15 protein-coding genes are annotated in these 15,441 nt (G+C 62.5%); 12 read left to right on the top strand and 3 right to left on the bottom strand.

Going from position 1 to position 15,441, the window contains the following annotated elements:
* Positions 1 to 120 precede the first annotated feature (120 nt).
* On the bottom strand, positions 121 to 1,467 hold the full coding sequence (locus ACIN8IBEIGE_RS19070; RefSeq protein ID WP_160016028.1) for an aspartate aminotransferase family protein: 1,347 nt from the start codon (positions 1,465 to 1,467) through the stop codon (positions 121 to 123).
* 120 nt (positions 1,468 to 1,587) lie between these two features.
* Here ACIN8IBEIGE_RS19070 and ACIN8IBEIGE_RS19075 point away from each other — a divergent pair, with 120 nt between their 5' ends.
* From ACIN8IBEIGE_RS19075 to ACIN8IBEIGE_RS19130, 12 genes are all read left to right on the top strand, one after another.
* Positions 1,588 to 2,505: a LysR family transcriptional regulator gene (locus ACIN8IBEIGE_RS19075; RefSeq protein WP_160016029.1), complete on the top strand. Its 918-nt coding sequence runs from the start codon at positions 1,588 to 1,590 to the stop codon at positions 2,503 to 2,505.
* A 130-nt stretch (positions 2,506 to 2,635) separates the two neighbouring features.
* A complete protein-coding gene (locus ACIN8IBEIGE_RS19080; RefSeq protein ID WP_160016030.1) occupies positions 2,636 to 3,553 on the top strand; it encodes an aldo/keto reductase in 918 nt (305 codons plus the stop codon).
* A 36-nt stretch (positions 3,554 to 3,589) separates the two neighbouring features.
* Positions 3,590 to 4,891, top strand: a complete 1,302-nt coding sequence (locus ACIN8IBEIGE_RS19085; RefSeq protein ID WP_160016031.1) for an NTP/NDP exchange transporter — start codon at positions 3,590 to 3,592, stop codon at positions 4,889 to 4,891.
* A 306-nt stretch (positions 4,892 to 5,197) separates the two neighbouring features.
* Positions 5,198 to 5,869: a TetR/AcrR family transcriptional regulator gene (locus ACIN8IBEIGE_RS19090; protein ID WP_160016032.1), complete on the top strand. Its 672-nt coding sequence runs from the start codon at positions 5,198 to 5,200 to the stop codon at positions 5,867 to 5,869.
* Complete coding sequence (locus ACIN8IBEIGE_RS19095; RefSeq protein ID WP_160016033.1) at positions 5,869 to 6,453, top strand: YigZ family protein; 585 nt, start codon at positions 5,869 to 5,871, stop codon at positions 6,451 to 6,453. The genes ACIN8IBEIGE_RS19090 and ACIN8IBEIGE_RS19095 overlap by 1 nt, the downstream gene beginning before the upstream one ends.
* Complete coding sequence (locus ACIN8IBEIGE_RS19100; protein ID WP_160016034.1) at positions 6,450 to 7,007, top strand: DUF922 domain-containing protein; 558 nt, start codon at positions 6,450 to 6,452, stop codon at positions 7,005 to 7,007. Before ACIN8IBEIGE_RS19095 ends, ACIN8IBEIGE_RS19100 begins: the two co-directional genes overlap by 4 nt.
* A 168-nt stretch (positions 7,008 to 7,175) precedes the next feature.
* Complete coding sequence (locus ACIN8IBEIGE_RS19105; RefSeq protein WP_372240028.1) at positions 7,176 to 8,756, top strand: ABC transporter ATP-binding protein; 1,581 nt, start codon at positions 7,176 to 7,178, stop codon at positions 8,754 to 8,756.
* Between the two features lie 11 nt (positions 8,757 to 8,767).
* Positions 8,768 to 9,871: an ABC transporter permease gene (locus ACIN8IBEIGE_RS19110; protein ID WP_160016036.1), complete on the top strand. Its 1,104-nt coding sequence runs from the start codon at positions 8,768 to 8,770 to the stop codon at positions 9,869 to 9,871.
* A 62-nt stretch (positions 9,872 to 9,933) separates the two neighbouring features.
* Entirely contained in the window at positions 9,934 to 10,860 is a 927-nt protein-coding gene (locus tag ACIN8IBEIGE_RS19115; protein ID WP_160016037.1) for an ABC transporter permease, read from the top strand.
* A 197-nt stretch (positions 10,861 to 11,057) separates the two neighbouring features.
* Positions 11,058 to 12,140, top strand: a complete 1,083-nt coding sequence (locus tag ACIN8IBEIGE_RS19120) for a BMP family ABC transporter substrate-binding protein (protein WP_160016038.1) — start codon at positions 11,058 to 11,060, stop codon at positions 12,138 to 12,140.
* A gap of 290 nt (positions 12,141 to 12,430) precedes the next feature.
* Positions 12,431 to 13,399, top strand: a complete 969-nt coding sequence (locus ACIN8IBEIGE_RS19125; protein WP_160016039.1) for a 2-oxoglutarate and iron-dependent oxygenase domain-containing protein — start codon at positions 12,431 to 12,433, stop codon at positions 13,397 to 13,399.
* Positions 13,400 to 13,606: 207 nt separating this feature from the next.
* The gene (locus ACIN8IBEIGE_RS19130) at positions 13,607 to 14,554 is read left to right on the top strand and encodes an adenosine deaminase (protein WP_160016040.1); all 948 of its coding nucleotides are present in this window, start codon (positions 13,607 to 13,609) and stop codon (positions 14,552 to 14,554) included.
* Between the two features lie 80 nt (positions 14,555 to 14,634).
* Here ACIN8IBEIGE_RS19130 and ACIN8IBEIGE_RS19135 read toward each other — a convergent pair whose 3' ends face one another.
* Both ACIN8IBEIGE_RS19135 and ACIN8IBEIGE_RS19140 read right to left on the bottom strand, forming a co-directional pair.
* Positions 14,635 to 15,168 carry a cytochrome b/b6 domain-containing protein gene (locus tag ACIN8IBEIGE_RS19135; RefSeq protein WP_160016041.1) on the bottom strand — a complete coding sequence of 178 codons (534 nt, stop codon included), beginning with the start codon at positions 15,166 to 15,168 and terminating at the stop codon, positions 14,635 to 14,637.
* Positions 15,168 to 15,434: a PepSY domain-containing protein gene (locus ACIN8IBEIGE_RS19140; RefSeq protein ID WP_160016042.1), complete on the bottom strand. Its 267-nt coding sequence runs from the start codon at positions 15,432 to 15,434 to the stop codon at positions 15,168 to 15,170. The genes ACIN8IBEIGE_RS19135 and ACIN8IBEIGE_RS19140 overlap by 1 nt, the downstream gene beginning before the upstream one ends.
* Positions 15,435 to 15,441: the final 7 nt, after the last annotated feature.

Genomic DNA, 15,441 nt, shown 5'->3' on the forward strand with positions numbered 1-15,441 from the left:
GCCGAACGGCTGGCACCTGCAGGAAAAGTGGGTTGTTCCCGTAGGGTGGATGACGCTGTTTTCATCCACCTTGCGGCGCGGCAACTTGGTGGATGGGTAAAGCGTCATCCACCCTACGCCTTAGTCGAGGCTGTTCAGCACATCGCCAACGGCGTTGAACACGGAGTCCAGCTGCTCGGGCGTGGTGTTGAAGGTTGGCCCGAACTGCAGGGTGTCGCCACCGAAGCGCACGTAGAAGCCGGCGTTCCACAGCTTGATCCCGGCCTCGAAGGGGCGGATCACCGGGTCGCCGTCACGCGGGGCGATCTGGATCGCGCCGGCCAGGCCGCAGTTGCGGATGTCGATCACATGCTTGCTGCCTTTGAGGCCGTGCAGCTTGTCTTCGAACACCGGCGCGAGGGCGGCGGATTGCTCGATCAGGTTGTCGCGCTTGAGCAGCTCCAGGGTTGCCAGGCCGGCAGCGCAGGCAACCGGGTGGCCCGAGTAGGTGTAGCCGTGGCCGAACTCGACCATATGCTCGGGGATCGCCTGATTCATAAAGGTGTTGTAGATCTCGCTGCTGGCGATCACCGCGCCCAGCGGAATCGCGCCGTTGGTGACCTGCTTGGCGGTGTTCATGATGTCCGGGGTGACGCCAAAGTATTCGGCACCGGTCCACTTGCCCATACGTCCGTAGGCGGTAATCACTTCGTCGAAGATCAGCAGGATATTGTGCTGGGTGCAGATTTCACGCAGGCGCTGCAGATAGCCGGTCGGCGGCACAATCACACCAGCGGAACCGGACATCGGCTCGACGATCACCGCAGCGATGTTCGAGGCGTCGTGCAGCTCGATCAGTTTCAGCAGCTCGTTGGCCAGCTCCACACCGCCGGTCTCGGCCATGCCCTTGGTGAAGGCCAGGTGCGACTGCAGGGTGTGCGGCAGGTGGTCGGCGTCCATCATCTGGCCAAACATCTTGCGGTTACCGCCGATGCCACCCAGCGAGGTGCCGGCGATGTTCACACCGTGGTAACCACGGGCACGGCCGATAAATTTGGTTTTGCTCGGCTGGCCTTTCAGACGCCAGTAGGCCTTGGCCATCTTCACCGAGGTGTCGGCGCACTCGGAGCCGGAGTCGGTGTAGAACACGTGATCGAGGCCGGCGGGGGTCAGCTCAGCGATTTTCTCGGCCAGCTGATAGGACAGCGGATGGCCGTACTGGAAGCCCGGCGCGTAATCCAGGGTGCCCAGCTGCTTGGCCACGGCTTCCTGAATTTCCTTGCGGTTGTGCCCGGCACCACAGGTCCACAGGCCGGAGAGGCTGTCGAACACGCGACGGCCCTTGTCGTCGATAAAGTAGTTGCCGTCGGCACCGACGATCAGACGCGGGTCGCGCTTGAAGTTGCGGTTGGCGGAAAACGGCATCCAGTGCGCATCCAGCTTGAGCTGGCTGGCCAGGGACGGGACTTCGGTCTGCGGCATATTCATGGTGGCCTCGGTGTGGGCGATTGAAGCGGTAAAGTCGAATCTGTTGCCAGCAAAGGTGCCACGAGCTTAGAGTCAGGAAAACACGACTCTTCATATCTTTAGTTAACTGGTTACTAAACAATGAGCACCCGCCGCCCCGACCCGCTGGCCCAGGTCAGTGACTTTGATATCCGCCTGCTCAAGCTGTTTCGCAGCGTGGTGGAATGCGGTGGTTTCTCCGCCGCCGAAAGCGCCTTAGGGATTGGCCGCTCGGCAATCAGCCAACAGATGAGTGACCTGGAACAACGCCTGGGCCTGCGCCTGTGCCAACGCGGCCGCGCCGGCTTTGCCCTGACCGAAGAAGGCCGCGAGGTGTACCAGAGCACCCAGCAACTGCTGGCGGCGCTGGAGAGTTTTCGCACTGAGGTCAACGGCCTGCACCAGCACCTGCGCGGCGAGCTGAATATCGGCCTGACCGACAACCTGGTGACGGTACCGCATATGCGCATCACCAACGCCCTGGCGCGATTGAAAGAGCGTGGCCCGGACGTGCATATCCACATCCGCATGACCCCGCCCAGTGAAGTCGAACAAGGCGTGCTCGACGGCCGCCTGCATATCGGCGTGGTGCCGCAGGCCAGTACGCTGTCCGGGCTGGAATACCAGACGTTGTATGACGAGCGCTCGCTGCTCTACTGCGCGGTCGGCCACCCGCTGTTCTATGTCGATGATCAGCAGCTGGAAGATGCGCGGCTGAACACTCAGGAAGCCATCGCGCCGACCTTCCGCCTGCCACCCGAAGTGCAGAGCCACTATCAGGCGCTCAACTGCACCGCCAGCGCCTCGGACCGCGAAGGCATGGCCTTTCTCATCCTCACCGGACGCTATATCGGTTACCTGCCCGACCACTACGCCCAGGCCTGGGTGCAGCAGGGCCGCCTGCGTGTGCTCAAGCCGGCCAGCCGCTTCTACGACATCAGCCTGGCCTCGGTGACGCGCAAAGGCCGCCGCCCGCATCTGGTGCTGGAGAGTTTTCTGGAAGCGCTGGCCGAGGCCTAGCGACACACCAGGTAACAACTGCCCAGGCACCACGCTGCGGGTATCGGACTCACAGGTCTATGCTCGGTCGAAGCCACGCCTGGCGTGGCGTTGAGCCTTTTTCCAGTGCCGTGTCACCACGGAGGACCCTATGCCTAGCCGTCGTCACTTCATCCAGGGCAGCGCCAGCCTGCTCGCGCTCGCCGCCACGCCGTGGCTACCTTCCCTGGCTTACGCCGCCCCCAGCCAACTGCTGAAACGCGCCATCCCGAGCAGCGGTGAATTGCTGCCGGTGATCGGCCTGGGCACCTCGCGCACCTTCGATGTCAGCCTCAGCAATGACAGCCTGAAACCGCTGGATTCAGTGATGCGCACCTTTATCAACGGCGGTGCCAGGCTGATCGATACCGCGCCCAGTTACGGCGCCGCCGAGGCGGTGACAGGCGAGCTGCTGAAACGCACCAAAACCCAGGGCAAGGCCTTCCTCGCCACCAAGATTTCCGCCACCGGCCGCGAGCGCGGCATGGCGCAGGTTGAGGCCAGCCTGCAGGCGCTGCAAACCGACAAACTCGACCTGGTGCAGGTGCACAACCTGCAAGACACCCGCACCCAGCTGGCCTTGCTGCGCGAGCTGAAGGCCGAGGGCAAGGTGCGCTATATCGGCATCACCCATTACATCGAGTCGGCGCATAACGACCTGCTGGAAGTGCTGGAAAAAGAGTCGGTGGATTTCGTTCAGCTCAACTACTCGGTGGGCGAACGCAATGCCGAGAAGCGCCTGCTGCCCTACTGCGCCGACCATGGCATCGCCACGCTGATCAACCGGCCATTCCAGCGCGGCCAATTGCTCAGCCGGGTCAAGGGCAAATCACTGCCCAGCTGGGCGATGGAAACCGATGCCACATCCTGGGCGCAGCTGTTGCTCAAATTTATCCTCGCCAACCCGGCGGTCACGGTGGTGATCCCGGCCACCTCCAACCCGCGGTATATGGCCGACAACCTCAAGGCCGGCATCGGCCGCCTGCCGGATGCGGCGCTACGCGAGAAGATTATCCAGGCGTTTAGCTGATATGCACGCGGCTGCCCGCGACTTGGAAGCTAAGCGATGAGCCCAACGCAACGCCTGGCCCAGGCGATCAACGCACGGCCTGCCGAGCTGCTGGCGGTGCTGTGCGGGTTTGGCCTGTTCTTCTGTCTGTTCAGCGGCTATTTCATGCTGCGGCCGATTCGCGAGGCCATGGGTATTCGCGGCGGCGTGGACAACCTGCAATGGCTGTTTACCGCGACCTTTTTAGTGATGCTCACCGCCGTGCCGCTGTTTGCCTGGCTTAACTCGACGGTGGCGCGGGCGCGCTATATCGATTGGGTGTACGGTTTTTTTATCCTCAACCTGCTGGCCTTCGCCGCACTGTTTCAACGCAGCGGCGACGACATCTGGGTGGCGCGGGTGTTTTATGTGTGGATCTCGGTCTACAACCTGTTCGTCGTCTCGGTGGCCTGGAGCCTGATGGCCGATGTGTTCGACAGCGCCCAGGCCAAGCGCCTGTTCGCCTTTATCGCCGCTGGGGCCAGCTGCGGCGGCTTGGCCGGGCCGGCGCTCGGCGCGCTGCTGATTGAGCGCCTCGGGCAAAGCGGGTTGATCCTGCTGGCGGCCTTGCTGTTGGGTATGGCGATTCTGGCCAAGCAGCAGCTGATGGCCTGGCGCGCGATTGGCGGTGCCGGTCGGCCCGGCGCACCGCCCAGCGAAAGCCCGCGCCAGCCGGTGCTCGGTAATCCGTTCAGCGGCCTGACTCGCGTACTCGCCTCGCCCTACCTGCTGGGCATCAGCGCCTTCGTGATCCTGCTGGCCACCGCCAGCACCTTTCTCTACTTCGAGCAGGCGCGCCTGGTGGCGCAGACCTTCACCGAGCGCAACGAGCAGATCCGCGTGTTCGGCCTGATCGACTTCAGCGTGCAGGCGCTGTCCTTGCTCGCGCAGCTGTTTATCACCGGGCGCATCGCCCAACGCTTCGGCATCCGCGCTCTGCTCGCCGGGGTGCCGCTGCTGGTCTGCCTGGGCTTTATCGGCCTGGCCCTGGCGCCGACCTTCGCCATGCTTGCAGCCTTGATGATTGTGCGCAGGGTCGGTGAGTACGCCTTCGTGCGGCCCGGCCGGGAAATGCTCTTCGCGCCGCTGGATGCCGAGAGTAAATACAAGGCCAAGAACTTTATCGACACCGTGGTCTACCGCGCCGGCGACGCCGTCAGCGCCTGGGCCAAAGCCCTGCTCGATATGCTCGCCAACGGCGTGCTGATCGCCGCCGTGGCCGGTGCCCTCTGCGCAGCCACCTGGGGCGCGCTGGGCTGGTACCTGGGTGGGCGCAGGGAGCAAGCGTGCCCCGGACCGCGCGGCCAGAACCACCCGTAGACGCTATGTCCATGCGCACTATCTGCGGCATCGTAGGGTGGATGACGCTTTACCCATCCACCAAAAGCGGTGGTGGATGAAAAGTCATCAGCTACGCGCCGCAAATTCCCCTGATTGCATCCGGGCTACCAAGGCACAGCGCCGCCCCCAAAACCACCGCAGCACGCCACTTTCACGCACAACCCTGGTGCAAAAGCCGGGGTGCAGCGTACCTAGGTCAGTTTTTCTGCCCCTTGCGCTTGTCACCTCGGCAGCTCTGGGTTATCAGTGCAGTCGTCCGAAAACCTGACCACTGCGGAACCGCCCATGACTGTTGAAGTACTTGCGCACCGAGCCGATCCGAACAACAAACCTGCCGGCCGGATTCGGCAGAAAAACGAAGAGGCGATCATCAAGGCCGCCGAGGAAGAGTTCGCCCGCCACGGCTTCAAAGGCACCAGCATGAACACCATCGCGCAGAACGTCGGCCTGCCGAAGGCCAATCTGCACTACTACTTCAGCAACAAGCTGGGGCTGTATCAGGCGGTATTGGTGAACATCCTCGAGCTGTGGGACAACACCTTCAACACCCTGAGCGTGGACGATGATCCCGCCATCGCGCTGGCCGGCTATATCCGCGCCAAGATGGAATTCTCCCGCCGCCACCCGAAAGCCTCGCGCATCTACGCCATGGAAGTGATCAGCGGTGGCGAGCACCTCTCGCAGATGCTCAATCAGGATTACCAGACCTGGTTCCGTGGCCGCGCCGCGGTGTTCGAAGCTTGGAGCGCCGCCGGCAAGATGGACCCGGTGGACCCGGTGCACCTGATATTCCTGCTGTGGGGCAGCACCCAGCATTACGCCGACTTTGCTTCGCAGATCTGCCGCGTCACCGGTCGCTCACGCCTGGTGAAAGCCGACTACGAAGAAGCAGCCGACCAGCTGATTGCCATCATCCTCAAAGGCTGCGGCCTGACCCCGCCAGCCAAAAGCGCCTGATGCCCTTTACCCTGCTCGGCCCTTGCGACTACCGCGAGGAGATTCGCAAAAGCCGCTTTATCGCCCTCGCCACGCCGGTTACCAGCGCGGCCGAGGCGCAGGCATTTATCGCCGCGCACAGCGACGCCAGCGCCAGCCATAACTGCTGGGCCTGGAAGGTGGGTACGCAGTACCGTTTCAGCGACGATGGCGAACCCGGTGGCACCGCAGGCCGGCCGATCCTCGCCGCCATCGACGCCCAGGAAATGGATCAGGTCGCGGTGCTGGTGATTCGTTTCTATGGCGGCATCCAGCTCGGCACCGGTGGCCTGGCCCGCGCCTACGGCGGCAGCGCCAATAAATGCCTGCAAGCCGCTCCTCGCCGCGAGCTGGTTGCCCGTGAGTCTTATCGCTGCCATTGCCTGTTCGCCGAACTGCCGCTGCTCAAAGCGCGCCTGGCAGAACTCGACTGCCTGCTGGAAAGCGAGAGCTATGACGCCACGGGTGCCGAACTGCAGCTGGCCCTCCCCGCGCAACGGGTTGCCGAGCTGCAGCGGTTGCTGGCGGATATCAGCCGTGGCCGTGAGGCGTTGCAGGCGCTATGAAGCGCCTGACCTGGCTTTGCCTGTTCTGCAGCACTGCACTGCAGGCACAAGTGAATGAGCAGCTGGAACACTCTTATTACGATGTCGACGCCAGCGCTCACGCCTTGTTGTACCCGGCACTGGATCAGGCATCGCCGATTCGCCATGACGGCAAGGTGTTTCACGGCTACACCGATTGGCGCGTGGACTGGCGCTTCTGGTGGTGGGAAGAGCCTGACGGGCGCTGCCGCATCACCCGTACGGAAACCACGCTGCACGCCAGCATCATCCTGCCCCGCCTGCTTGCTGCCAGTCCCGCGCACCAGCAGCACTTTGCCGCCTACATTAGCGCCCTGCAGCAGCACGAAAACGGCCATTACCAGATCGCCCAGGCCGCCGCCCGGGCGATTGATCAGCGCCTGCAACTGACGGCCGAACAATCCAGCTGCCAGCGCTTGCAAGAACGGGCCAATCAACAAGCCAACACCGTGCGGCAACAGCATGTCGAGCAGGAACAGCGTTACGACCGCGACACCGAATACGGCAAGACCCAGGGCGCCTGGTTGCGCCACTAAGCCAGCGTACGGCCTCGATTCGGTGCAGCAACACAGCCCCGCCTCAAACAAGCGCACCATCACTGGGCAGCCTTGATCAAACAACGGTTGGCCAACACTGCACAGCGGCTTTTCTGACTCACTGGCCAGCTTTTTGCTTTAGCCAGGCCAGTTGTCATTCCCGAGCCTCTGTCCATGTCCAGTTCCCCTCCCGTTCCACGCTTGCAGCTGAGCGGTATCAGCAAGCGCTACCCCGGCTGCCTGGCCAATGACCGTATCGATTTGAGCATCGCGCCTGGGGAAATCCATGCGCTGCTCGGCGAGAACGGTGCCGGCAAGAGCACCCTGATGAAGATCATCTACGGCGTCACCCAGCCCGACAGCGGCGAAATTCGCTGGCAGGGCGAACCGCTGAAGATGCGTGACCCGGCCATGGCGCGCAGCCTGGGCGTAGGCATGGTGTTTCAGCACTTCTCGCTGTTCGAGACCCTGAGCGTGGCCGAGAACATCGCCTTGGCCATGGGCGCAGCGGCCGGTACACCGAAGCAGCTGGAGCCGAAGATTCGCGAAGTGTCGCAGCGTTACGGCATGGCCCTGGAACCGGGCCGACTGGTGCACAGCCTGTCCATCGGCGAGCGGCAGCGGGTGGAGATCGTCCGTTGCCTGATGCAGGACATCAAACTCTTGATCCTTGATGAGCCGACCTCGGTGTTGACCCCACAGGAGGCCGACGAGCTGTTCGTCACCCTGCGCCGCCTGGCCGCCGAGGGCTGCAGCATTCTGTTTATCAGCCACAAGCTCGGCGAAGTGCGTGCCCTGTGCCAGAGCGCCACGGTGCTGCGCGGCGGCAAGGTGTCGGGGCATTGCATACCGGCCGAGTGCAGCGACCTGCAACTGGCGCGGCTGATGGTCGGCGATGCCGAAGGCCTGGAAAGCAGCTACCCGAAAGCTGACGGCGGCCTGCCGCGCCTGCGCGTGGATGATCTCAGCTGGCACAACGCCGACCCGTTCGGTTGCACCCTTAGCCAGATCCGTCTGGAAGTACGCAGCGGCGAAATCGTCGGCATCGCCGGGGTCGCCGGCAATGGTCAGGACGAGCTACTCGCCCTGCTCAGTGGCGAAACCCGCCTGGCGCGCAGCGAGCGCGAACGCATCAGCCTGGACACTCAGCCGATTGCCGATTTGTACCCGGATGCGCGGCGCAAGCTGGGTCTGGCCTTTGTCCCGGCTGAACGCCTGGGGCATGGCGCAGTGCCGGATATGAGCCTGAGCGATAACGCCCTGCTCACCGCCTTTCAGCAGGGTTTGCTGAGCAAGGGACTGATTCAGCGCGGCAAGGTGCGCGCCCTGGCTGACGAAATCATCCAGCGCTTTGCGGTGAAAACACCGGATGCCGAGGCACCCGCGCGCAGCCTGTCCGGCGGCAACCTGCAGAAATTTATCCTCGGCCGCGAGATTCTGCAGAACCCCAAACTGCTGGTGGCCGCGCACCCGACCTGGGGCGTGGACGTCGGCGCGGCAGCGGCGACTCATCGCGCGCTGATTGCCCTGCGCGATGCCGGCACGGCGATTCTGGTGATCTCCGAAGACCTCGACGAGCTGTTCCAGATCAGCGACCGCATTGGCGCTCTGTGCAGCGGCAAGCTCTCGTCCCTGGCCGCTACCGCAGAAACCGAAGCGGTTGAAGTCGGCCGCTGGATGGCTGGTGAATTCGCCCCGCTTCCCCCTATCACAAGCACGCCGGCAGCCGCTGCTGCCCACCTGAGCTGACGGAGTTTTCCATGCTGTTATCCCTCGAACCGCGCGGTCAGCAATCGCGCGCCATGCTCTGGCTATCGCCGCTACTCGCCGCGGTGCTGACGCTGTGCAGCGGCGCACTGTTATTCGCCCTGCTCGGCCACGACCCGCTGGACACCCTGCACACCCTGCTGATCGCGCCGCTGGCCGACTGGTACGGCGTATCCGAACTACTGGTCAAGGCGCTGCCGATTCTGCTCTGTGCACTTGGCCTCGCCGTGGCCTACCAGGCGCGCATCTGGAATATCGGTGCCGAAGGCCAACTGCTGCTCGGCGCGCTGGCCGGCAGCGCCATGGCGATCCAGATCATCGACTGGGACAGCCGCTGGGCGCTGGTCTGGGTGGTGCTCGCCGGCGTGGCAGCGGGTGCAGCCTGGGGCGGCCTCACCGCCTGGTTACGCACGCAGTTCAATGCCAACGAAATCCTCACCAGCATCATGCTCAACTACATCGCGCTGAACCTGCTGCTGTTCTTCGTGCACGGCCCATTGAAAGATCCGGCCGGTTTCAACTTCCCCGAATCGGCGATGTTCGGCGATGCCAGCCGCTTGCCGCTGGTCAGCGAGGACGGTCGTCTGCACGCCGGCCTGTACTTCGCCCTGCTGGCCCTGGTGGCGGTGTGGGTGTTACTGCACAAAAGCTTTCTCGGTTTTCAGATCAAGGTACTCGGCCTCGACCGTCGCGCCGCCGGCTTTGTCGGTTTCCGCGAGAAGCGCCTGGTGTGGTTTGCCCTGCTGGTCAGCGGCGGACTGGCCGGTTTGGCCGGTGTCGGTGAAGTGGCGGGTCCCATCGGCCAGCTGGTGCCGCAGGTCTCACCGGGCTACGGCTATGCCGCAATCACCGTGGCCTTTCTCGGCCGCCTGAATCCGCTCGGGATTGTCTGCGCCAGCCTGCTGATGGCCCTGCTCTACCTGGGCGGCGAGAACGCGCAGATGACCATGAACCTGCCCCAGGCGATCACCCAGCTGTTCCAGGGAATGATGCTGTTCTTCCTGCTCGCCTGCGACGTGCTGATCCTCTATCGGCCACGGCTGAAGCTGAAGTGGGCGCAGCGAAAAACTAAAGCCACCGCCGAGGCCCTGGCCTAACAAACAACCTGTAGGCGCGAGCAAGCGCGCGCCTACAAAAGCGATACACAAAGGAACTCCCGATGGACCTCGACCTGCTAAGCAATATTTTCTACGCCATGGTGCGCACCGGCACGCCGCTGCTGCTGGTGGCTTTGGGTGAACTGATCTGCGAGAAGAGCGGCGTACTCAACCTCGGCCAGGAAGGCATGATGCTGTTCGGCGCGGTGATCGGTTTTATCGTCGCCCTGAGCACCGGCAACCTCTGGCTCGGTGTGCTGCTGGCGATGAGCGCCGGCATGCTGCTGTCCATGCTGTTCGCCGCCGTGGCCCTGGGCTTTAACGCCAATCAGGTGGCCACCGGCCTGGCGCTGACCATCTTTGGCGTCGGCCTGTCGACCTTTGTCGGCGCGGCCTGGGTCGGCAAACCGCTGGCCGGTTTTGAGCCCATTGCCATTCCGCTGCTGAGCGAGATCCCGCTGATCGGACGCATGCTGTTTGCCCAGGACATTCTGGTTTACCTGTCCTTCGCCCTGTTCGGTTTAGTCGCTTGGGTGCTGCTGAAAAGCCGCATCGGCCTAATCATCCAGGCGGTCGGCGAAAACCCCGACGCCGCCAGCGCCATGGGCCTGCCGGTGTTACGTGTGCGCACCCTGGCGGTGCTGTTCGGCGGTGCCATGGCCGGCTTGGCCGGCGGCTATCTGTCGCTGGCCTACACGCCGATGTGGGCGGAAAACATGACCGCCGGCCGCGGCTGGATCGCCCTGGCGCTGGTGGTATTTGCCAGCTGGCGGGTATTGCGCGTGCTGCTCGGCGCCTACCTGTTCGGCCTGGCCAGCATCATCCATCTGGTGGCCCAGGGCATCGGCCTGTCGATCCCCTCCAACCTGCTGGCGATGCTGCCCTATGTGGCGACCATTCTGGTGCTGGTCCTGCTGTCGCGTGACGCGATCAAGACTCGCCTGTTTGCTCCGGTATCACTGGGCAAGCCTTGGCAGCCGGGGCACTGAGCCTCTTTCACGCACCAGCAGGCAGCATGCTCAGCCTCTTACGCACCAGCAAAGCACCCGCACAAAACCCCGCCACGGCGGGGTTCTGCGTTTTAGCGTGGCGTGGCGCGCTAATTGTCCAGTTGGTCAGCTTTTTGCAATTGAACAGGCAGCTGTTTAACAACAACGTACCCACACACATCGGAGTTCCACCGACCATGTTCGAGAAGAGCAAAAAACCTCTGCTGCGCACCCTCGTTGCCGCCCTTGGCTTTAGCGCCACTTTGAGCGCTGTTGCCGCCGATCCGTTGAAGGTCGGCTTTGTCTATATCGGCCCGATTGGCGACCACGGCTGGACCTACCAGCATGAGCAGGGCCGTCAGGCGGTGATCAAAGAGCTTGGTGACAAGGTCGAAACTAGCTACGTGGAAAACGTGCCGGAAGGCGCAGATGCCGAGCGGGTGATCCGCAACATGGCCAAGGGCGGCTATGACCTGATCTTCACCACCTCCTTCGGCTATATGAACCCGACGCTGAAAGTGGCCAAGCAATTCCCCAAGCTGACCTTCGAGCACGCCACCGGCTACAAGCAGGACAAGAACCTCGGCACCTACCTGTCTCGTTCCTATGAGGGCCGTTATGTCGGCGGCTTCCTCGCGGCGAAGATGACCAAGACCAAGAAAGTTGGCTACGTCGCCTCCTTCCCGATCCCGGAAGTGATCCGCGATATCAACGCCATCCAGCTGGCGCTGGACAAGTACAACCCCGGCACTGAGATCAAGGTGGTGTGGGTCAACTCCTGGTTCGATCCGGGCAAGGAATCCGATGCCGCCAACGCACTGATCGACCAGGGCGTGGACGTGGTGTTCCAACACACCGACAGCCCGGCACCGATCCAGACCGCCGAGCGTCGTGGCGTTTACTCCGTGGGCTATGCCTCGGACATGGCGCACTTCGGGCCGAAAGCGGTGTTGACCTCGATCGTCAACGACTGGGGCCCGCACTACGTCAAATCCACTCAGGCGGTGATCGACGGCAACTGGAAGTCTGAAGACTTCTGGGGCGGCCTGGCGGAAGACACCATTCGCCTGCCGATCAGCGACCTGGTGCCGGTGGACGTGAAAGCCGAAGCTGAGCAGATCATCGCGGATATCAAGAGCGGCGCCTTCCACCCGTTCACCGGGCCGATCAAGGACCAGAGCGGCGTAGAAAAAATCCCGGCCGGCATCGCCGCGACCAACGCCGAACTGGCGTCGATGAACTACTACGTGGAAAACGTAAAGGCTGAACTGCCGAAGTAAGTCATAACCCAGATGCCGTCCCTGCCTCACTGGCAGAACCGCATCACAGGGCGCCCTATAAATAGAGGCGCCCTTTTTCGCTGCTTGGAGCCTGTCGGGCTCAACCGTTCGTCGCGAGGGAAGGCCGGTTTGAGGCAGTTTTGTGGGTTTACCGAGGCGAATAGCGCGCTATTTAACGAGGGAAAGCCACAAAAGTGACCAAATCCGGATTTTCCGCAGCAGAACAGTGTTGAGTTCGACAGGCTCCTTAGTACGAGAAGACTCGCAGCACCGCCCCACCCGGAGCCACTATGCACACCCTACCGATTATCGACATCGCCCCGCTCTACAGCGACAACCAAACCGCCTGGCCCACCGTGGCTGAGCAGATTGACCGCGCCTGCCGCGAATGGGGGTTCTTCTATATCACCGGCCACCCGATCGGCCCGTCACGTATCGCCGACCTGCTCAGCGCCGCCAAGACCTTCTTCGCCCTGCCGGCTGCCGAAAAGCTCAAGATCGACATCACCCAGACCGCTCATCACCGCGGCTATGGCGCGATTGCCACCGAGCAGCTGGACCCGAGCAAACCGAGCGATCTCAAGGAAACCTTCGACATGGGTTTCCATATGGCCCTCAATCATCCCGAGGTGCTGGCCGGCAAGCCGTTGCGTGGCGCCAATCGGCATCCGGATCTGCCGGGCTGGGCCGCCCTGATGGAACAGCACTACGCCGATATGCAGGCACTGGCGCAAACCCTGCTGCGCGCCATGACCATTGCCCTGGATATCGACCGCGAGTTTTTCGACACGCGCTTTCATGAGCCAATCAGCGTGCTGCGCATGATTCACTACCCGCCGCGCCACACTGCCAGCAGCGTCGAACAGCAAGGCGCGGGTGAGCACACCGACTACGGCTGCATCACCCTGCTCTATCAGGACGACGCCGGCGGTCTGCAGGTGCGTAACCGTGACGGTGAGTGGATCGATGCGCCGCCGATTGCCGGCAGCTTTGTGGTGAACATCGGCGACATGCTCGCGCGCTGGAGCAACGACCGCTACACCTCGACCCCGCACCGGGTGATCAGCCCGCTGGGGGTGGATCGCTACTCCATGCCGTTCTTCGCCGAACCGCACCCGGACACCGAGATCAGCTGCCTGCCCAACTGCTCGGACGCCGCCCATCCGCCTAAGTATCCGAGCGTGACCAGCGCTGAGTACCTGCTGTCACGCTTTGCCGATACCTATGCGTATCGACGTGAAGAACAGGCCGACGCATAACACCGTCAGGCGTAGGGTGGATCGGGGCGCGTAGATGACGCTTTTTTTCATCCACCACCTGCGTTACTACGCTGCTCGCTGGTGGACATAAAAAGCGATGTCCACCCTACATAGCGCCACACATCGTCAACAGCCGTACCGATTCGGCGAAATCCTGTCCTTGCGGTTAAACTTTGTCGCGACCACGCCTGATAACGAGATCTGACCATGTACGACTGGCTCAACGCCCTGCCCAAGGCCGAACTGCACCTGCACATTGAGGGGTCGCTGGAGCCCGAGCTGCTGTTTGCCCTGGCCGAGCGCAACAAGATCAAGCTGCCCTGGAATGACGTTGAAGCGCTGCGCAGCGCCTATGCCTTCAACAACCTGCAGGAATTTCTCGACCTGTATTACGCCGGTGCCGATGTGCTGCGCACCGAGCAGGATTTCTACGACCTGACCTGGGCCTACCTGCAAAAGTGCAAGGCGCAGAACGTCATCCACACCGAGCCGTTCTTCGACCCGCAGACCCATACCGACCGTGGTATTCCCTTTGAAGTGGTGCTGCGCGGTATCAAGCAGGCGCTGGTCGATGGCGAAAAACAACTGGGTATCAGCCACGGTTTGATCCTGAGCTTTCTGCGGCACCTGTCCGAAGAAGAAGCCTTTAAAACCCTGGAGCAGGCCAGGCCATTCCGCGATGCGTTTATCGCCGTCGGCCTGGACAGTTCGGAAATGGGCCACCCGCCGAGCAAGTTCCAGCGCGTGTTCGACAAGGCGCGCAGCGAGGGTTACCTGACCGTCGCCCACGCCGGTGAGGAAGGCCCGCCCGAATACATCTGGGAAGCCCTGGACCTGCTGAAAATCGAGCGTATCGACCATGGCGTGCGCGCCATCGAAGACGAGCGGCTGATGCAGCGCATTATCGATGAGCAGATTCCGCTGACCGTCTGCCCGCTGTCCAACACCAAGCTCTGCGTGTTCGACGACATGCGCCAGCACAACATCCTGCAGATGCTTGAACGCGGGGTGAAGGTGACGGTGAACTCGGATGATCCGGCCTACTTCGGCGGCTACGTCACCGAGAACTTCGCCGCACTGCACGACAGCCTGGGTATGACTCAGGAACAGGCCAAGCGCCTGGCGCAGAACAGCCTGGATGCACGCCTGGTCTGAACCTGATAATCGCCGCTAAAGCGCCTCCCACATCAGCACGTATACCGTGGGAGGGGCTTTAGCCGCGACAGATACAAACCTCAGTGGTCCAATTTGCGCCGCTTGCCGGTGACCATCGACAGCAGCAGGTTTTCCTTCAGGCGGTAGCTTTCAAACAGCGCCGCCGCGATATGCAGGCCCACCAGGGCCATCAGTGCGTTGGCGCAAAACTCATGAACCTCCTCGGGTAAGTCAGTGCCCCAGAAGTAATCGACCTCCTCCATCAGAAAGCCGGTCACGCCCAGGCCGAGCATCAGCAGCATCATGCCGATCATCACCAGAGCGCCCAGCGGGGAATGCCCCATGCGGTGATAATCACGCCCGCTGAATAATGCCCGCAGATGTTCGACCAGGCGCGCCCAGGTCGGCCAGAAGTCCGCCCAGCGTGCCGCCGGTGTGCCGATAAAGCCCCACACCAGGCGAATCGCCAGCCAGGCCACGGCGTAGTAACCGAACCAGCGGTGCCAGTTCTCGCCCTCTTCGGTGAAGAAGTAATTGGCCAGGAAAGCGCTCGCCAGAGACCAATGGAACAACCTGACCAGCGGGTCCCAGAGGCGTGTGGTGGCGGTGTTCATCAGCCTTCAACGCCGCCTTTGATGGCCTTGCCAGTGACCGGATCGAAGTAGATTTCGACCTTCTGGCCATCCTTGTTGAAGCCGTAGATTTCGTAGCAGTTACCGCCGGTGACCTTGAACTTCTTGATCTCATAGCCCTGAGTTTTGAGGTCAGCCTGGAACTTGTCCTGATCCTGCCACTGCGCCTTGTCGGCGTTGGTGCATTGAGTAGCGGCGAAGGTCAGCGGGCTGGCCAGAACCAGAGACAGCAGAAGCAGTTTGCGCATGGTGTAG

It is taken from the genome of Pseudomonas sp. 8BK, assembly GCF_902506475.1.
Taxonomy (GTDB): Bacteria; Pseudomonadota; Gammaproteobacteria; order Pseudomonadales; family Pseudomonadaceae; genus Aquipseudomonas; species Aquipseudomonas anguilliseptica.